Source organism: Hymenobacter sediminis, from assembly GCF_003231285.1.
GTDB classification, from domain to species: domain Bacteria; phylum Bacteroidota; class Bacteroidia; order Cytophagales; family Hymenobacteraceae; genus Hymenobacter; species Hymenobacter sediminis.
Window position 1 is genome coordinate 594,256 of the sequence record NZ_QKNS01000001.1, and the last position, 17,759, is coordinate 612,014.

The window sequence follows — 17,759 nt, forward strand, 5'->3', positions numbered from 1 at the left end:
TCGGGCCGGTTGTGGTTAAAGCCTTATCCTTTTTGCGCAAAAGACGTTAAGGCTAGCCGGACGTCTTTACGTCGGTTTATACCCTCGCTTTCCACCCGTATGATTTGTGTTTCCGCTTCGAAGACGTTGAGGATGCTACGGCCTCTGGCCGCTTTAGCAGTAGCCATGCTGTGCGCCGAAGCCGCCCAGGCCCAGATAACACCCACCACACCACCCGTATATCCGCCGCCCGCACCCCCAGCCGGCGACACCATTGCCGCGGCAAATCAGAAGGAGTTTGCTACCCCCTCGGTATTAGGCATGGGCCCCAGTAAGGGACTCATTTTTCACTACGAGCGGATGCCGCGCTTCAACGTGTCATCGGATGGGAGAGTGGTAGGGCTAAATGATTACCGCTCGCAGGCCGAGAAAAATGCCCGACTGGTTATCAAAGGCTACATTCCGTTCTGGAACCGGCCCCACCTGAAAATGCTGTTGGGCGTGAACTACGAGCGGGAGGAATTCAAATTCCGGGACCGGCCTACCGGCTACGAGCTCTACGACAACATCGAGGACAAAGGCCTGAAAACCCTGGGCGCCCAGCTGGCTATTATCCGGCCTGTGAATGAAGTGAACTGGTACATCTTCCGGGTGAAGGGCGAGCTAAGCGGCGACTACACTTCCTCGGAGCTGAGCGTGCGTGACTACCTGCGCGTGTCGTCGGAGTTTCTGTATGGCTGGAAGCGCAGCCCTACCTTCTCGTGGGGGGTAGGCTTACAGCTGGGCTATACCTTCGGGCGGCAAAGCATTTACCCGGCCGTGCTGTATAACCGCACCTTCAACAACCGTTGGGGGGTAGAGGCGCTGTTCCCGGCCCGCATTACTATGCGCTACAATGCCTCGCCCCGCTCCCTGTTCTTTGCGGGCTACTCCGTGGACGGGCTTAACTACATCATCAAGCTGCGCGAGCCTCTGCGCCGCGAAGGAGCCATTGACCTGCGCACGCTGGAGCTGCGCGAAACCGAGGTAAAATTCCGGGGCCGCTGGGAGCGGGAAATCTATGATTTTCTGTGGTTTGGCCTAGAGGGCGGCTACCGCTACAACTACGCCTTCGACGCCTTCGACCGCACCAACGACAACCGCTTTAAAATCATCGACAGCAAGCTGGCCGGTGCTCCGTATGCCTCCTTTGAGTTGTTCATTGTGCCCCCGCGCAAGTTCCTGAAGAAGACCGTAGACAAGTAAACCGCCTGCCTACCCCTAGCCGGCACTAAACACAAACAGCCCCGACACACTTGCTGCGTTGGGGCTGTTTGTGTTTAGTGCCTAAGTATCCTTTGCGCGTCTTGCACCGACTGCATATCAATGACGACCGGTTTTTGATTGATGATGAAGTGAGGCAACAAAAAGCCCCTACCAGGGGCAGGGGCTTAGAAGGGCAATACCAGCACCAAGCAAGGCGCTACCATAGCTTGGTGTTGCTGATACCAGCGGGCAGAGGTGGGTGTTCGGAAAGGCCCAGCACGCACCAGCCGGCCTCAATACCAAAGGAGCCGCCCTGCAGCAGGTAGCTTACCCACCGCTCAGTAGTGCGGCCACTGTATTGCTCGCTTTCGGGTTCGTATTCGCGCAGCAGCAGGGCGTCGCCTACCTCAAAATTTCGGTCGTTGAAGCGCACGTCGAAGGGTTTGGTACCGGCTACTACGGCGGCAAAGCAGGCGGGCCATACCTTTAGTTCGTGGCGGTTGGCCGTGGCGCCACGGGTAGGCGCCAACGTGCCCGAAGATGTATAAGTCATGAGTATGAAGTCAGAAGGTGAAGTGGATGGGGCAGAGAAAATCATGCCGTATTACCCGAAAAATGTTTGTGAAGATTACAAAACAGGTAATGTAGGCGTGATGTTTAGGCTGCCTTCACTTGGCTGCAAAGTTGCCGGATACGTGTTACCTGATGATGACGGTAATGCTAGGAAGCTGTGTCGGCAATTATAAGAAGAAGGTTGTAACCGGAGAGCAGGGTAGGAATGGAAGGGCAAGCATACTGAAGTATCTGGTGTAGCCCAGCTTGCAACAGCAGCAGGCGAGATGCTACAGCTCTGCATAACATGTGCTGGTTGCTCCTACCCCCTTCCGTCTGCTAAAGCCTTCCCACTCCCAATAACTGGCGTTGCTGTTCAGCTTATCTGGGTTCAGGTCAAAAACTCAAAAGCCTCTGCCGGAAAGGCAGAGGCTTTTGAGTTTTATCGGCGGGTTAGTATTACGCTACTTACGCTTCTTCTTGCTCAACTCCCGTAGGTACTGATAAGTATCGAACTGGGAGCGGATGCGAGCGGCGGCCGTATCCTCCGCGCCGATGAAACGGTTGTGGAAGTCGCGGGCCTTTACGTTGTCCTGGCGCTGTAAGTCCAATAGGTGGCGCACCTCCGCGCGCAAGTCGGGTTGCAGAATGGGGAAGGCCACCTCCACGCGCCGGTCGAGGTTGCGGGCCATCCAGTCGGCGGAGGCTACGTACACCTTTTCTTCGCCGCCGTTGCCGAACACATACACACGGGCGTGCTCCAGAAATCTATCGACCATACCACGCTGCCGGATGTTCTCGCTCTGGCCCGGTAGCTCCGGAATCAGGCACGAAATACCCCGAATCAGCAGCTCTACCCGCACGCCGGCCTGGCTGGCCTCGTAGAGCTTCAGAATCATGCGCTCATCCTGCAGGGCATTCAGCTTCAGGATGATGTAGGCGTCCTGACCGTCGCGGGCCAGGTCTATTTCCCGGTCAATGAGGGCCACCAGCTTCTCGCGTAACTCAAATGGCGCCACCAGCAGGTGCTGGAAAAGCCCAGCCTTGTCGTGGCGATCGTGGAAGTAGCGGAACACTTCCACTACTTCCCGCGTGATTTCGGGGTTGCTCGTGAACAAGCCGTAGTCGGCGTAAATCTCGCTGGTTTTTTCGTTGAAGTTACCAGTGCTGAGGTAGGCGTAGAGGCGGTTCTGGTTGTCTTCGGAGCGGGTAATGAGCAGCAGCTTGCTGTGCACCTTCAGCTCCGGAATGCCATAAATCACGTTGGCGCCAGCCTTCTGCAGCTTCTCCGCCCAGAACATGTTGCTTTCCTCATCGAAGCGGGCCTTCAGCTCGACTACCACCGTAACCTGCTTGCCGTTTTTGGCGGCTTTCAGCAGCTTTTTGGCTACGGCACTCTTGCTGGCCACCCGATACAGCGTAATCCCGATGCTGCTTACCTGCGGATCGTCGGCCGCCTCGCCCAGCAGGCGGGTTACGTAGTCGAAGGACTGGTAGGGCAGGTGCAGCAGATGGTCGCGCTCGGCAATGGCGGGCAGCATCTTGCCCGTGCGGGGTAGGGTAGGGTGGGGCAGGGCGGGCATGGGCTCGTACTGCAGCTGGGCCAACCCAAAATCGGGGAACCCAAAGAAGTCGCGGAAGTTGTGGTAGCGGCTGCCTTCCACCAATTCCTCTTTGCCAATGCCGGTTTTCTGCATCACGGCCCGCAGCACTTCCTGGGGCATGGCGGGGTCGTAGAGCAGGCGGGCGGGGTAGCCGGTTTCGCGCTTCTGCAGGCTGCTCTTGATTTTGGCCAGCATGTTGCCCGATACTTCTTCCTGAATATCCAACTCGGCGTCGCGGGAGAGCTTAATAGCGTGCACCTGCACCTTTTGATATTTCGGGAACAGCTCCTGGGCGCAGCAGCGGATTACGTCGTCCAGAAACATCACGTACTTCTCCTCGCCCTGGGCCGGTAGCTCCACAAAGCGGCTACCGTGGCGCTTGGTGGGTAGCTCCATCACCACTACCCGTTCCTCGTCCTGCTTTTTGCGGTTTTCGGGCTGGGTCAGCAGGAACGTGAGGTACACGCTTTGGTCGCGCAGGAACAGGTGGTGCAGGTTGTCGTCGAGAATAATGGGCGAAAGCAAATCCTGCACATGCTCCCGGAAGTAGGTTTGCACCCACTCCCGCTGCTCAGCCGTAAGGTCGTACTCCGAAATTAGGTGAATGTGCTCGGCGCGCAGGGCCGGCAGAATGTCGTTGCGAAAGGTGTCGCCAAACTCCTGCTGCTGGCGCCCTACCTCCCGAAGCAGGTCCCGGAGCTGAACTACGGGGTCTTCGCCCAGTTTGGCGCGGGTTTTTTTCTTGAGCTTTACCAGCCGCCGCAGGGTAGCCACGCGCACCTTAAAGTACTCATCGAGGTTGCTGCTGAAGATGGCTAGAAACTTAATGCGCTCCAGCAAGGGCACCTCGGGGTTCTGGGCTTCTTGCAGCACCCGACAGTTGAAGGCCAGCCAACTCAGTTCCCGGTTCTGCAGCCGGGGCTGCGCCTGTGTGGTTTCGGACATGGGTAGGGGGTAGGGTCTTAGGAGCCTGGGTTCTGGCTTGATGTTCAGACAGCCTGCTTAGGTTGTCGTTGGACGTCAAGCCAACAAGCTCTATAAGGCCTTAGTTATTTTTCGGATGGTCGTAGAAGTAATACTCGGCGTTGGCGCGGTCAATTTCGGCCCACCGCGCACAGTTGAACTTCAGGCACACAATGGCAGCCGTGGGCATATCCGGAATGTCGGAGGGGGAGAGGACGTTGGCAAAATCAGTGATGGTAGGGTTGTGGCCCACCAGTAGCACTGCGTCGGCGGCATCGGGTAGCTGCCGCACTACCCCCAGCAGGTCCGGCACAGTAGCCTCATAAATGGCGTCCTCCACTTGCAGCTTCTCTGTGGGGTAATCCAGTTCGCGCGCTACCAAGGCCGCCGTACTCAGGGCGCGCACAGCCGGCGAGGACACCAGTAAATCCAGTTGAATCTGGCGTTTGGCCAAGGCCTGGCCCATGGCAGGGGCATCGTCGCGGCCCCGGTCGTTGAGCGGGCGCTCCTTATCAGTTAGGTCGTCGAAGCTCCAGCTCGATTTGGCGTGGCGCATCAGGTACAGCGTCTTCATAAGGGAGAGAAAAACGGGTGGCAGGCCTCTTTACTGTGGCGTTTCGAAAAGGTTTTGGGAAGCACCAACTACTCAGTTACTACCCCTTCCGGGCACATCAACCCTCCACTGGCACCAGCGCCCCAAATGACAGGGGAGCGGAGTTTGGAGTATGGTAGCTCAACAGGAAAGAAAAGCCTTAGGTGTAGAAATCAGTAGGTTATGAAAAGTGGAGTTTCTAAACTTGTGTACCATTTTGGGCTGATTGCATCAAAACGGGAAAAGTCAGTTCCTTCCAGCTTTCTGTACTCCTTTTCTTTATGACGTTAAAGTTTACTGATTTCCTGCGGCAGAGTTTACGGATAGTGGGCCTAACGGTGAGCTTGGGTCTCGCGGGCTTGGCGGCGTCGAGAGCCGAGGGCTCCAAAAACCTGACGCCCGGTACCGGCACGCGCGGCACGGCCACAGGTGTTAACAACTACATCGGGTACCTGCAACACAATGACAGAGGTAGCCAGGACAACTCCGCACAGTTTCTGAAGAAGGGCAGCCCTGCCACCGAGCGCATGTACGTGCGCATGAAGCCCGGCGAAACCCTGTATTTTGGGGTGCGGCGCATTCGCTCCAATGATGTTGATAATGGCCGGCTGCGGCTGGAGGTGAAATACCTTGATAACAACAACGTCATCCAGACAGGAGGGACGTACTTCCTCAATGCCCAAGGGGCCAGTTCGCAGGGGGGAATAAACCTGGCGCCTAACCAGGCCGGACTTATCAATACGCCCGAGGAAGCGGCGGCCGGTCCGCGCTACGAGGCCGGGGCCAGCGGCCCCACTGCCGGCTACAACCCCCTGGTGTACACTCCGGCCGCCACCGCTCCGGAGCGCGACTACTGGGTGGAGTTTATGGAAGTAGATGCCAACGGCAGCGATGCAGGAATAGCCCAGCGCAAGTCGTGGTATGATATCTGGGATTTCACGGTGCGCGACGCGGCCGGGGAGAAACCGGGCCGCTTGTACTCCCAGCACTGGTCGTTTACGGCCGCTGGTGGCAACAACTCCCTGTCTTCGTCTTTTGCCCTTTACCCTCTCATCCCGAACCCAAACTTTGGCAACAACAGCTTCTTTGTAAAGCGCGTCAGCTACGCCGGCATCCAGCCGTTTGGGGTAATTCTGGTGGCTAACAGCGCGGGCACCACGGCCGCCGGCAACTTCAAGGCCAAGCGCAAAAGCCAGACGACCAACTTAGGCTACGCCGAGTACAAGCTGTTCGTCAACAACCCCGACCCTGCCATATACCCTACCTCTCCGCGGCCCACCAACCCTACGGTAACCACCAGCTGCGCCAACGGCATCACCACCTTCACCCTGAAGGTTGATCAGGCCGGCTTTGGGGTAGTGTTTATTGATGGCGACCAGAACGGGCAATACGACCGGACCAAGGACCGGGTGCTGGAAAATAACACCGCCATCGGCGACAACGCTTTTGTGTGGGACGGCAAAACTGACAGTGGCGCGGCCATGAGCCAAACTAACCTGAGCGTGACGTTTTCCAGTGGGGTAGGGCCCGTGAACTTTCCCATCTGGGACTGTGAGCAAGCTCCTACCACCGGTATTTCGGTGCAGGATGTGCGCCCCGGCAACCAGGGTGCCCAGGACTATATTTTCTGGAACGACTCTTTGCTGGCGCCCAACTTCACGGCCCCGCTCATCAACCCCATCGGTACTAACACCGTTGCCACCAGCCACAAGTGGACCGCTAACCAAGGCGACGGACGGCTGGTAAACTCATACGCCGTAGGTCTGCTGGCCCGCGGCAACGCCATCCAGATTACCTACGACCCCACCACGGCCTGCGCCACTACCCCTCCGGTAGTGCTGCAACCCCTGCCGGTGGAGTTGGTTCGCTTTGGGGCTGCCCTTCGCGGGCAAGCGGTAGCTGTGAGCTGGGAAACGGCACTGGAGCGCAACAGCGCCTATTTCACCGTAGAACGCAGCCTCAACGCCCGCTCCTTCGAGCCCATTGGGCGGGTAGCGGCTGCGGGCAACAGCACCGCCACGCGCCGCTACAGCTTCACCGATGACGAGCCGGCCGCAGGTACGGCGTACTACCGCCTCCACCAAGTAGATATAAACGGTGAGAGTGCATACAGCCCCGTAGTGCCCGTGCTCAATACCGCTCCGCTGAGCGGGGTAGTGTACCCTAACCCTGTTACCTCAGAGCTGAACATCCGCCTGCGTACTCCGCTGTCCGGCCCCGTGTCTTTGCGCATCCTAGACGCTACCGGCCGGGTAGTGTGGCAGCAGCAGCGCCAGCTAGATACGCCTACCACCTTATTGCAGGTAGCGGCGGCTCAGTTGCCGGCGGCCCGTTGGTACGTGCTGCAAGTGCAAAGCACCACGGACCTGCTAGTGCAGCGCTTCCAAAAATAACTTCCCTACCCCTTCCATAAGGTGCAAAGCCGCTCCTGGTTGCAGGGGCGGCTTTGCCGTTGGCGGCTGTACGAAATGGATGGGCTGCGCTTAGGCTGCAGATCAGGGTCTTACTAATTATGCTGCCCATTGTTGAGGAAGGCCAGCACGAAAAAAGCCTGCCCATTCGGGCAGGCCTTTGCGTAGGTTTGAGGGGGTAGGGTTGCTTATTGTTTCACGAAGCGCTGGTGCGACACCTGTTGCCCATCGGTGATGCGCAGGGTGTACACGCCTTTAGCCAAGTGGCCGATGTTGAGCAGGTTGCCATCGAAGGTAATCTGCTTCATTTCGGCGCCCCGCAGGTCATACACCTTTACCGATACGGTAGCGGCGTTTGTGGCAGCAGGAACTTCAATGTTAAGCACATCGGTAGCTGGGTTCGGGAAGACGCGGTAACCGGCCGCCTCCGCCGTTTGGCCCGACTGACGCGCCGCGCCGCCTGTGATGGTAAGGGTGTAATCTTCGGTTTCGCCGTAGCTGTAGCTGTTGCAGCTCATTGTGGCCGAGGCGTCGCTCATAACGATGCGCAGGCGGGTAGCGCCGGTTTTGGCCGTGGCAGGCACCGTGAACGTGCTGGTGAGTGTGCTGGCCGAGGAAGAGCTGCGGCTGGCTACCAACTCGCCCGAATCCGTGAAGTCACCATCTTGGTTATAATCGATGTACACTTTCCAGTACTCCGTGTAAGCCGACGATGCGTAGCCAGCCGAGTAGCTGATGGTTTGCGAGGAGCCAGCCGTTACCGTGGTAGCCGAAGCGGTACCATCGTAGTAGCCTGCGTTGGCACCCGAGGTCCGGCTGATGGAACCCAGCTGCACCAGATCAATCCATTCATACGATGTGTTATTGCCTTTAGAAGCGCAATAAGTAGGTGTAGTGGGGGTAGGGGTAGGCGTGGGGGTAGTGCCGCCCGGAGCCGTACCTCCGTCAGAGGTTGTCAGCGAAGCGCGGGCCCCACCTGCGGCAAACAGTGCGTTCATGCGCGCCGACTGGCCGTTGGAGAACATGTACATGCAGGCGTCGTCCACGTAGTCCATGTAGTTCATGAACATGTCGCCGTTCGGGCCGTTGGAGCAGGTTACTTTCGGGAAGGAGGGGCAGCTGTAATTGCTCGTTTGCTGAGTGGGCGTATCCGCTACCAAGTCGTTGCCGCAGCTGGCGTCGCCCCAGATGTGGCGCAGGTTCAGCCAGTGGCCTACCTCGTGGGTTGCCGTGCGGCCCAGGTTAAACGGGGCCGAAGCAGAGCCGCCGCGCCCAAACGCCGAGGTCAGGATTACAACCCCATCGGTGCTGGCCGCGCCACCCGGAAACTGCGCGTAGCCCAAAATGCCGCCGGAAAGATTGCACACCCACAGGTTCAGGTACTTGCTGGCATCCCAGGCGTCGAGGCCACCGGTGCTGGCCTTCTTCATCGCATCGTTCGTGCCCCAGCTCGTTTTGTTCGTTGATTTCCGCTCGATACCGGTGGTAGCAGCGCCCGTGGGGGTGCGCTTGGCCAGCACAAACTGAATGTTGGGGTTAGCTGCCAGGCCAGCAAAGGCCGCTGGCGTTTTGCTCACGTCGGCGTTGGTTTTGCTGAAGTCCTCGTTCAGTACCGCAATCTGCGACTGAATCTGGGCGTCAGAAATGTTCTGGGCCGAGGTGTTGTACAGCACGTGCACTACCACCGGAATGGTAATAACAGCGGTGGTGCGCTTGGCAGCCGATTTGCTGACAAACTGCTGGGTTTGGCCTTCAATAGCCGAAATGCGCTGGGCCAAGGCCGGATCGGCGGCAACCTGGGCGGCCAGGTTTTCCATGGTGGCGCACTGACGTACTGTCTGAGCATCAGCAGTAAGCGTGGCTCCCAGCCCAAGGCAGGCCAGGGCCATTGCGTAAATAGTTTTTTTCATAGAACGTGTTTTGGTTGTGGAAAAAAGAGGACAGGACGGAAAACGTAAAACGCGGTGTTGGGTTGTGGAAAAGAGAAGCAAGGGTGCCAAATTATTGAAAATATTTTAATCATAAGATCAATAATTTGTAAATATCATTTAGGGTGAGCTTCTAAGCTTCTCCCATTTTGAATTGGATTATCCAATACAGATAAATCCTGGCCCACCAGGGAAGTCATTGATTTCGTTTACTATGACAGCTATTCTGTGAGCATAGCTTAACCGGACGGCACAGGGTGTCAAGCTGTTTTCAAAATGAAACGGCAACGCTACCTGTCGCCTGCTTACTCGCTCCAGAATGCACCTGGGCCAAGCGGTAAAAGATGTGAAGCTTACCCGCGGAAAGGGCACAAAAAAACGCCCGACTTACGAGGTAAGTCGGGCGTTTGCGGAGGAGTAGCAGCCGTTAGAATTCTGAATCTTCGGGCTGTATGGGCTGCACGGAGGGGTAGCGCTCCTGATACAGTGCCGATACGTTGCGCACAAGCAGGGCCCGCAACTCGTCGATATTTTCGCGCTCCTGCGCCGAAATAAAGATAACCGGGTCGTGGAGTTTGGCCATGTAGGTTGCCTTCAACTGCTCCAGCGTGGGGCGCGGGGCCGGGCCTTCCTCATCGGTATTCATCTCCTCGAAGCCACCGTGGTGCTCTACGGTTGGCTCCTGGGTGTACTGGTCAATCTTATTGAACACCAGCAGCATGGGCTTGTCGGCGGCTTCAATGTCCTTGAGAGTCTCGTTGACTACCGCAATCTGCTCTTCAAACGTGGGGTGCGAAATATCCACTACGTGCACCAGTAGGTCGGCCTCCCGGATTTCGTCCAGGGTGCTCTTGAAGCTCTCAATCAGGCGGGTAGGCAGCTTCCGGATAAACCCTACCGTGTCAGACAGCAGGAAGGGTAGCGTATCGAGCACTACTTTGCGCACGGTAGAGTCGACGGTGGCAAACAGCTTGTTTTCAGCAAACACCTCGGCCCGGCTCAGCAGGTTCATGATGGTGCTTTTGCCTACGTTGGTGTAGCCTACCAAAGCCACCCGCACAACGCCGGTGCGGGTTTTGCGTTGGGTATGGCTTTGCTTATCAAGCTCCTTGAGGCGGTCTTTCAGGAAGGCTATCCGGTCGCGTACTACGCGGCGGTCAGTTTCAATTTCCGTTTCACCCGGACCACGCTGGGCTACGCCGCCACCGCGCTGCTTGTCCAAGTGAGTCCAGAGGCCGGTGAGGCGTGGCAACAGGTACTGGTACTGGGCCAGCTCCACCTGGGCGCGGGCCGTGGCTGTTTTGGCTCGTTGCGCGAAAATATCAATGATGAGCAGAGAGCGGTCCACGATTTTGACCTTCAGTTCGGCCTCCAGGTTACGCAGCTGGGAAGGCGAGAGGTCATCGTCGAAAATGACCATGCTGGCATTGGTGTGCTGCACGTAAGCCTTGATTTCCTCAAGCTTACCCTCACCCACAAACGTGCGGATATCAGGCTTTTCGAGGCGCTGCACAAAGCGTTTGGTAACGGTAGCGCCGGCCGTTTCAGCCAGGAAAGCCAACTCATCGAGGTATTCCTGGGTGCGGGCATCGGCCTGGCGCTTGTCGGGCACAGCTACCAGTACAGCGGTTTCCTCTTCGGAGGTGGTTTCGTAAGTAGCGTCTTTGTTGCCCTTTGCCAGAATGCGGCCGGCCCGGCCTTTCACGGTATCGAAGGAGCCGGGGTGGCGGGTGCTATTCTGGCGGCGTTTAGATTCTTTGGCCATAGTGGGAAAGGTAAGGGGCCGGGTAAGCGGCAGGTAAGTACGGGCAGGCTTACTTCAGGGTAAGGGAGTAAGCCGCTACCTGCTGAATCTGCTCTTCGGTGAGTTGGTCTTTGAAGCCGGGCATCTTGCCCAGGCCGTTGGTTACCATGTACACGCGGCCCGTGGTGTTCAGGTTGCTTTTGCTGAGGTCGTGGGCGCCGTTGAGGCCCAGCTTACCATCGTGGCCGTGGCACACGGCGCAGCGTTGGGTAAACAGTGTTTTGCCCGCAATTAGTGCCTGGTTAGCTCCGGCATCGGCGGGTGGCACTTCGGCAGCTGCGGCCAGGGTAGCCGAATCGGTTGCAGATAGCCCCGTGGTAGCCAGGGTCGTATCAACGGGGGTAGCCGCTTCCGGGGTGGGCGTGGCCTCGGCCAAGCCGGGCGCGTTGGCGTAGCCGGTGCTAGTGGTTACCTGGCCCGGTACAGCAGGCTTCCGCAAGGCTAGCGAACCAGTTTCTGATACTCCATACACGTAGAGAAAGCCGATAAATGTGAGAACTACACCTGGCTTAAATTGGCGCCGCATGGCAGCAATAGCCAGGGGTAGGAGTACTATCACCAGGCCCAGCTTCACCCAGAGCCACCCCGGCGCACTGCCCGGCAGCGTCGCCAGCAGTGCCCCACCGGAAACCAGAATCAGCAGGCCCAGCACCGAATCTACGACGCGAGTACGGGCCCGCAGGGTACGTAGGGTCTCGAGGCGGCCGGAGAGCAGCAGCCCCGCTTTCAAGGCATAGAATAGCAAAAACGCCAGTACCACCACCAGGTGCAGGCGCAGTAAAAAAGGAAAAGCAGCCATAGACGGACAAAGATAGGTGCTGCCAGGCAGGCAAGAGGGGTTGGGCCGCCAGTAAGGGGTAGGCGCGTAGGATTTATACAAGGCAGTAGAACCCGGCCGCGTAGCCCTCGTACCTTTGCTCACTCTTATCGGCTCCTCACCTCCCTAGAATGCGCGTTGCCATTGTTATTAATACCAGCTGGAACATCTGGAACTTCCGGCGCAGTCTGGTGAAAGCCCTGCAGGCCGCCGGCCACGAGGTGCTGGCCATTGCCCCCCCTGATGATTACTCGGCGCGCCTGGAAACTGAGTTGGGCTGCCGCTACGTGCCCATCCTGATGGAGAACAAAGGCACCAACCCCGTAAAAGACGCTCAGCTCACGCGTCGTTTCTACCGCATCTACCGCCGCGAGCGGCCCGATGTGGTGCTGCATTACACCATCAAGCCCAACATTTACGGCACCATTGCCGCCAAGCTGGCGGGCATCCCGAGCGTGAATAACGTATCGGGCCTGGGTACGGTATTTATCGTCAAGAACTTCGTGAGCCGGGTGGCGCTGGGCCTCTACCGCTTCGCGTTCAAATTCCCGAAGCGGGTATTTTTTCAGAACGACGATGACCGCCAGCTGTTTCTGCAGCACGGGCTGGTAGATAAGCGCGTAACCGATGTGTTGCCCGGCTCTGGCATTGATACCCACCGCTTCCGGCCCGCCTCCGTGTTCGAGCGCCACGAGCCCTTTACCTTCCTCATGATTGCCCGCGTGCTGTATGAGAAAGGCGTAGAAGAATACTTTGAGGCCGCCCGGTTGGTGCGCGAAGCCGCGCCCGGCACCCGCATACAATTGCTCGGCGGTATTGATGAAAGCGGAGGGGTAGGCGTAAAGCGGGCCGTGTTTGAGCAGTGGCTACAGGCCGGCAACGTGGAGTACCTGGGTACCTCTGACGACGTAGCCGCCCACATCCGCCTGGCCGACTGCGTGGTGCTGCCTTCCTACCGCGAGGGTACCCCCAAAACCCTGCTCGAAGCTGCCGCCATGGGCAAGCCTATTGTAACCACCGATGTGCCAGGCTGCCGCGAAACCGTAGTGGACGGCCAGAATGGGCTGCTCTGCGAGGTGCGCAACGCCAGCGACTTGGCCGACAAGATGCTGCGCGTGCTACAGCTGCCAGCTACTGAGCTGGAACTGATGGGCCGAGCCGGCCGACGTTTGGCGGAACAGAAGTTCGATGAGCGCATCGTGCTGGACAAGTATCTGAATATTGTGCAGGAAGTAACCGGTAATAGCACAAACCGCTCGTAATTATATCTAATTTGCGGCGGCAGACTGCTTTATCACTAATCGATATTACATGGAGTTCAAGTACTTTGATATTCAAGGGGTGGTGGAAATACTGCCTCGGGTTTTCGGCGACGCTCGCGGGGCTTTCTTTGAGTCGTTCAGCGCTCAGAAAATGACCGAAGCCGGCATTATCGGTGAGTGGGTGCAGGATAACCAGTCGCGCTCCGACCGGGGGGTAGTGCGTGGTCTGCACTTCCAGAAGCCACCTTTCACCCAGGCCAAGCTGGTACGCGTAGCCCAGGGCTGCGCCCTAGATGTGATAGTAGATATCCGCAAGGATTCACCTACTTACGGCCAACACATTATGGTAGAGCTAGACTCGGAGCGCTACAACATGCTGTACGTGCCCCCGGGGTTTGCCCACGGCTTCACGGCCCTGGAAGACAATACCCTTTTCCTCTACAAGTGCACCAACTACTACGCCCCACAATCTGAAGGCGGCCTGCTCTGGAACGACCCGGCCTTGGCCATTCAATGGGGGGTAGAAAATGCCACCGTATCCGCTAAAGACCAGGTGCTGCCTACCCTCGCAGAGTTCGAAAGCCCCTTCTAGGTCAAGCAGGGGGGGATATTTTAGCGGCGCCAGCAGCTCGGTTTGTCTGATAGCCCTTTGGGTCAGCATATCGATAGAAGGCTAGGAATGAAACACACAAAGCCCTAGCGGGGCGACACTAATTGTTTAACAGTGGTGTCGCCCCGCTAGGGCTTTGTGCTGCGAAGAGGGGTAGGAGGCTACTGATGTACTGCAGTTTTAAGACTGTGTACAGCCGGCTCCGTCAGAGCGTCAAACTCACCATCTCACTTCTTAAGCTTAAACTAGCTCTACCAGGGTTTCCAGGCCCATGCCGCGGGAGCCCTTAATTAGGAGTTGGCGGTTGCGCAGGGGGTAGTCCTGCAGCCAGGCAGCGGCTTCGGCTTTGGTGGCGAAATGCCGGAAGCTAGGGTCGAGGGCGGCGTGGCGCATATCCTGTCCTACCAGAACAACGGTACCGAAGGGCAGGCCGCTGAGCAGTTGCCCAACCAGCCGGTGCTCGGCTTCGCTTTCCGGACCTAGCTCAAACATGTCGCCCAGAATCACCACTTTATCGGCGGGGTTACCGGGGCGAGCTGCGAAGCTGTTGAGGGCAGCAGCCATACTGCTGGGGTTGGCGTTGTAAGCATCCAGCACCAACTCATTATAAGCAGTACGCACCAGCTGGGAGCGGTTGTTAGTGGGCGCGTAGCTAGCCAAAGCCTCCGCAATAGCAGCGGGTTCTACCTTGAAATAAGCACCTACTGCCGCCGCCGCCGCCAGGTTCGGGAAATTGTAGCCGCCCGTTATCTGGGCTTCCACGGTGGTGCCCTCGTACAAGCGCAGCACTACCTGCGGGGCCGCGCTGATGAGCTCGGCAGGGTAGCTGTCGGTGGGACCGGGGTAGGTAACGCGCTCAGCAATAGAACGGGCCAGCTCAGGCAGGCGGGCATCCAAGGTGTTCACGAAGGCCGTGCCGCCGGCTTGCTCCAGGAACCGGAACATCTCGCCCTTACCCTTCACGATGCCTTCAATGCCACCAAACCCTTCGAGGTGGGCCTTGCCAATGTTGGTGATCAGGCCATGGGTAGGCTCTGCTAAGCGGCACAGCAGCTCAATTTCGCCCTGGTGGTTGGCGCCCATTTCCACAATAGCCATTTCGTGCTCGCCGGGCTGAATACTGAGCAGCGTAAGCGGCACCCCAATGTGGTTGTTGAGGTTACCACGGGTGTACTGTACCTTGTAGCGCTGGCTCAGTACAGTGTGTACCAGTTCCTTGGTAGTGGTCTTACCGTTAGAACCTGTAATAGCCAGCACCGGAATAATCAGCTGGCGGCGGTGGTAGTGGGCTAGCTCCTGCAGGGCTACCAGCGGGTCAGGGGCGAAGGTGTAGCGCTCCGGATCCTGAGCCGCCAAAGCTTCATCATCGACCACGGCATGAGCCGCGCCTTTGGCCAAGGCCTGGGGAGCGAAGTCGCGCCCCTGGAAGGAGGGACCGTTGAGAGCAAAAAACAGGGTGCCGTTCTGTGGCTGCCGCGAGTCGGTGCTGACGGCCGAAGCGGCCCGGTACCGGTCATAGAGTGCCGCGAGGTCGGGCGTGCGGTTTTGCATGTAACTTAGAGCAGTAGAAGTGTGTTCGTAACCCGGACCATAACGCCCGTACGCATGCGTCAGTATTTTACCGCCAGTTTCCTGGCCGCTGTGCTCAGCGGCTGCATTTCACCGGCTTGGGCCCAGAGCAGTGCGCCCTTTGGCTTTGAGTACCGCGACGTGGCAAAAGTAGTGCACGGCACCTATACGCTGCGCAACCCCTGGGTGGGCGGTCTGAACTCGCCCCAGTTTTCCAACATCGACCTCAATGCCGACCAGGAGCCCGACCTGTTTGTGTTTGATCGGGCCGTAGGGCGGGTATTCACATTTCTGAGCGTGGCTACTCCCACGGGCCGGGCCTGGCAGTACGCTCCCGAGTACGAAACGCTGTTTCCGGCTGGCCTCCAGAGCTGGGTGCTGCTGCGCGACTACGACTGCGACAACCGGCCTGATTTGTTTACCTACGGCAACGGTGGCAACGTGCGGGTGTATCGGCACGTGCCGGATGCCCAAGGGCGGCCGGGGTTTCAGCTGGTAACCGAGCAGCTGAACTACTTCGACCCCAGCCCTCAGGGCGGCAACATCAACATCACAGCCGGGGGCTACAATATGCCCGATATCCGGGACGTGAATGGCGACGGCCGGCTGGACATCGTCACTTTCGACTTTGCTTCTTCGGCACCGGGCGTTAATTACTTTCTCAATACCAGCACTACTGCCTGCGGGGGGCTGGATTTCCGCCTAGGCTCCGAGCAGTGGGGCGGTTTCTCAGTTTGCCTGGGTCCCTGCACCGGCTTCGTTTTCAATAAAGACCAGTGCCAGGCTGCGCCGCTGCGCCCTCAGCACACCGGCGGCTTCAACATCAGCCTGATTGACCTGGATGGCGACGGTGACCAGGATGTGCTGACCGGGCGCGACAACTGCCCTGAACTCGTGAGTCTGCGCAATGATGGCACGCCCCAAACGGCCCTAATGCCGCGTTCAGGCCTGAGCGCCGGCTTCCCGGCGGGCACCCAGGCTGCGCGCGTGCCCAACTTTCCGGCCGCCTATCTGGCCGATGTTACCTTCGATGGTCGCCCCGACGTGCTGGTAGCGCCTAACCTCTACGACAACGTGGATACCGTGGAAACCCGGCAGTCGGTATGGCTGTACCGTAACGCGGGCACCGGGGCTGCGCCTACCCTGGTGCGCGAGCAAACCGATTTTCTGCAGCGTGATATAGTGGACTTGAGCGAGGATGCGGCCCCTACCTTCGGGGATGTGGATGGCGACGGGCTGGTAGATATGCTGGTGGGTAGCGTGAGCCGCAACAACGCCCGTGGGTATTACCGTGCCTCCCTTAGTTTTTACCGCAACACCGGCACGGCCACGCAGCCGGTGTTTGAGCTCGTAACCAACGATTATCTGGGCCTGGTCAGCCGCAAGCACACCTTCATCAAGCCCGTGCTGGCCGACTTAAACCAGGATAGGGCCCTTGATCTGGCCTACTCAGCCACCACGCCGGGTGCTACCGGTACGCAGCCCACTACCTCCGCGCTTTACTACGTGCTTAACACGGCCGGACCCGGAAAGGCGGCAGTATTCAATACGGCCGCTACGGCTACTTTCGCTAACCTGCCTGCTACCCCTGGCAACGCGCCGTGCTTTACGGACGTGGACGGCGACGGGCGCCTGGACCTGCTGCTGGGCACTAACTCCGGCGACGTGCCGCTGAGTGCCTTGCGCTACTACCGCAACGTAGGGGCCGCCGCACTTAGCCAAACATTTGTGCTGCAGGATGCCGATTTCGGGCAGCTACGAACTGCTACCGGCACCCGGCCCGGCAATCTGCACCCCGCCGTGGCTGATTTCGATGGAGACGGTCGTCCTGACTTGCTGACAGCCGATGCCAGTGGGCAGATTCGCTTTTTCTCGAACTACCGGGCGCAAACCGGCGCCTTTACCGGCCGCACCGATTTATTTTTCAACTCCCTGACCGGACAGTTTCAGCCCGGCCGGCAAGGCTTGGCCGCGTTGTTTCACTACGCCCCCGCCGCCGCCGATGTAAATGGCGATGGTGCCCCCGAACTGTTCTTGGGTCTGGAGGGCGGTGGCATTTCCAGCTTCGTGACCCGTAACCGCCTGATTACCTCCCAGCAGCCTACTCGCGCTTCCCTACCCCTGCAAGTGTACCCAAACCCAGCCGTGGCTACCGCCACCGTGGAAGCCGCTGAGCCAGTGCGCGTCACGGTGCTGGATCTAGCGGGCCGGGTAGTGCGGGTTGCTACCCCTGCCGCCCGCCGTCACCAGCTGAATCTGGCGGGCTTAGCCGCTGGCATCTATCTGGTACGCTGCCAGGCTCTGACTGGTGAAACCGCCGTGCGCCGCCTGGAAGTAACAGCTGGTCAGTAGACGGATTGTCAATGTAAACAGGAAGCCCGCTGCATCATATATCAGATGCAGCGGGCTTCTGGCTTTTAGAA

At 58.6% G+C, this 17,759-nt stretch carries 13 protein-coding genes; 6 read left to right on the forward strand and 7 right to left on the reverse strand.

Annotation, left to right across the window (positions count from 1 at the left end):
• The first annotated feature begins 132 nt into the window (after positions 1–132).
• On the forward strand, positions 133–1,224 hold the full coding sequence (locus DNI29_RS02540; protein ID WP_110976492.1) for a DUF6268 family outer membrane beta-barrel protein: 1,092 nt from the start codon (positions 133–135) through the stop codon (positions 1,222–1,224).
• Positions 1,225–1,441: 217 nt separating this feature from the next.
• Here DNI29_RS02540 and DNI29_RS02545 read toward each other — a convergent pair whose 3' ends face one another.
• Positions 1,442–1,777, reverse strand: coding sequence for an ASCH/PUA domain-containing protein (locus DNI29_RS02545; RefSeq protein WP_110976493.1), 336 nt, complete (start codon positions 1,775–1,777; stop codon positions 1,442–1,444).
• A gap of 4 nt (positions 1,778–1,781) precedes the next feature.
• Here DNI29_RS02545 and DNI29_RS24820 point away from each other — a divergent pair, with 4 nt between their 5' ends.
• A complete protein-coding gene (locus tag DNI29_RS24820; protein WP_238387983.1) occupies positions 1,782–1,970 on the forward strand; it encodes a hypothetical protein in 189 nt (62 codons plus the stop codon).
• 270 nt (positions 1,971–2,240) lie between these two features.
• Here the strand turns inward: DNI29_RS24820 and ppk1 are convergent, their stop codons facing one another.
• Both ppk1 and DNI29_RS02555 read right to left on the reverse strand, forming a co-directional pair.
• Positions 2,241–4,325 carry a polyphosphate kinase 1 gene (gene ppk1 / locus DNI29_RS02550; RefSeq protein WP_110976494.1) on the reverse strand — a complete coding sequence of 695 codons (2,085 nt, stop codon included), beginning with the start codon at positions 4,323–4,325 and terminating at the stop codon, positions 2,241–2,243.
• 100 nt (positions 4,326–4,425) lie between these two features.
• The gene (locus DNI29_RS02555; RefSeq protein WP_110976495.1) at positions 4,426–4,917 is read right to left on the reverse strand and encodes a SixA phosphatase family protein; all 492 of its coding nucleotides are present in this window, start codon (positions 4,915–4,917) and stop codon (positions 4,426–4,428) included.
• 299 nt (positions 4,918–5,216) lie between these two features.
• Here DNI29_RS02555 and DNI29_RS02560 point away from each other — a divergent pair, with 299 nt between their 5' ends.
• On the forward strand, positions 5,217–7,328 hold the full coding sequence (locus DNI29_RS02560; protein ID WP_110976496.1) for a T9SS type A sorting domain-containing protein: 2,112 nt from the start codon (positions 5,217–5,219) through the stop codon (positions 7,326–7,328).
• Between the two features lie 206 nt (positions 7,329–7,534).
• Here the strand turns inward: DNI29_RS02560 and DNI29_RS25225 are convergent, their stop codons facing one another.
• From DNI29_RS25225 to DNI29_RS02575, 3 genes are all read right to left on the reverse strand, one after another.
• Entirely contained in the window at positions 7,535–9,256 is a 1,722-nt protein-coding gene (locus DNI29_RS25225; protein ID WP_110976497.1) for a GEVED domain-containing protein, read from the reverse strand.
• A 445-nt stretch (positions 9,257–9,701) separates the two neighbouring features.
• The gene (gene hflX, locus DNI29_RS02570; protein ID WP_110976498.1) at positions 9,702–11,039 is read right to left on the reverse strand and encodes a GTPase HflX; all 1,338 of its coding nucleotides are present in this window, start codon (positions 11,037–11,039) and stop codon (positions 9,702–9,704) included.
• A 49-nt stretch (positions 11,040–11,088) separates the two neighbouring features.
• Positions 11,089–11,877 carry a c-type cytochrome gene (locus tag DNI29_RS02575; protein ID WP_110976499.1) on the reverse strand — a complete coding sequence of 263 codons (789 nt, stop codon included), beginning with the start codon at positions 11,875–11,877 and terminating at the stop codon, positions 11,089–11,091.
• A gap of 149 nt (positions 11,878–12,026) precedes the next feature.
• On the opposite strand from DNI29_RS02575, the gene DNI29_RS02580 reads away from it, so the two are divergent.
• Both DNI29_RS02580 and rfbC read left to right on the forward strand, forming a co-directional pair.
• Positions 12,027–13,157, forward strand: coding sequence for a glycosyltransferase family 4 protein (locus tag DNI29_RS02580; protein ID WP_110976500.1), 1,131 nt, complete (start codon positions 12,027–12,029; stop codon positions 13,155–13,157).
• Between the two features lie 49 nt (positions 13,158–13,206).
• Positions 13,207–13,749, forward strand: a complete 543-nt coding sequence (gene rfbC, locus DNI29_RS02585) for a dTDP-4-dehydrorhamnose 3,5-epimerase (protein WP_110976501.1) — start codon at positions 13,207–13,209, stop codon at positions 13,747–13,749.
• A gap of 258 nt (positions 13,750–14,007) precedes the next feature.
• Here the strand turns inward: rfbC and DNI29_RS02590 are convergent, their stop codons facing one another.
• A complete protein-coding gene (locus DNI29_RS02590) occupies positions 14,008–15,318 on the reverse strand; it encodes a UDP-N-acetylmuramoyl-tripeptide--D-alanyl-D-alanine ligase (RefSeq protein ID WP_110976502.1) in 1,311 nt (436 codons plus the stop codon).
• 54 nt (positions 15,319–15,372) lie between these two features.
• On the opposite strand from DNI29_RS02590, the gene DNI29_RS02595 reads away from it, so the two are divergent.
• On the forward strand, positions 15,373–17,688 hold the full coding sequence (locus tag DNI29_RS02595) for a T9SS type A sorting domain-containing protein (protein ID WP_110976503.1): 2,316 nt from the start codon (positions 15,373–15,375) through the stop codon (positions 17,686–17,688).
• The last annotated feature ends 71 nt before the right edge of the window (positions 17,689–17,759 follow it).

Excerpts from the sequence above, each read along its gene's own strand:
- DNI29_RS02540 (WP_110976492.1), top strand. The coding sequence starts at position 133 with ATGCTACGGCCTCTGGCCGCTTTAGCAGTAGCCATGCTGTGCGCCGAA.
- DNI29_RS02545 (WP_110976493.1), bottom strand. The coding sequence starts at position 1,777 with ATGACTTATACATCTTCGGGCACGTTGGCGCCTACCCGTGGCGCCACG.
- DNI29_RS24820 (WP_238387983.1), top strand. The coding sequence starts at position 1,782 with ATGAAGTCAGAAGGTGAAGTGGATGGGGCAGAGAAAATCATGCCGTAT.
- ppk1 (WP_110976494.1), bottom strand. The coding sequence starts at position 4,325 with ATGTCCGAAACCACACAGGCGCAGCCCCGGCTGCAGAACCGGGAACTG.
- DNI29_RS02555 (WP_110976495.1), bottom strand. The coding sequence starts at position 4,917 with ATGAAGACGCTGTACCTGATGCGCCACGCCAAATCGAGCTGGAGCTTC.
- DNI29_RS02560 (WP_110976496.1), top strand. The coding sequence starts at position 5,217 with ATGACGTTAAAGTTTACTGATTTCCTGCGGCAGAGTTTACGGATAGTG.
- DNI29_RS25225 (WP_110976497.1), bottom strand. The coding sequence starts at position 9,256 with ATGAAAAAAACTATTTACGCAATGGCCCTGGCCTGCCTTGGGCTGGGA.
- hflX (WP_110976498.1), bottom strand. The coding sequence starts at position 11,039 with ATGGCCAAAGAATCTAAACGCCGCCAGAATAGCACCCGCCACCCCGGC.
- DNI29_RS02575 (WP_110976499.1), bottom strand. The coding sequence starts at position 11,877 with ATGGCTGCTTTTCCTTTTTTACTGCGCCTGCACCTGGTGGTGGTACTG.
- DNI29_RS02580 (WP_110976500.1), top strand. The coding sequence starts at position 12,027 with ATGCGCGTTGCCATTGTTATTAATACCAGCTGGAACATCTGGAACTTC.
- rfbC (WP_110976501.1), top strand. The coding sequence starts at position 13,207 with ATGGAGTTCAAGTACTTTGATATTCAAGGGGTGGTGGAAATACTGCCT.
- DNI29_RS02590 (WP_110976502.1), bottom strand. The coding sequence starts at position 15,318 with ATGCAAAACCGCACGCCCGACCTCGCGGCACTCTATGACCGGTACCGG.
- DNI29_RS02595 (WP_110976503.1), top strand. The coding sequence starts at position 15,373 with ATGCGTCAGTATTTTACCGCCAGTTTCCTGGCCGCTGTGCTCAGCGGC.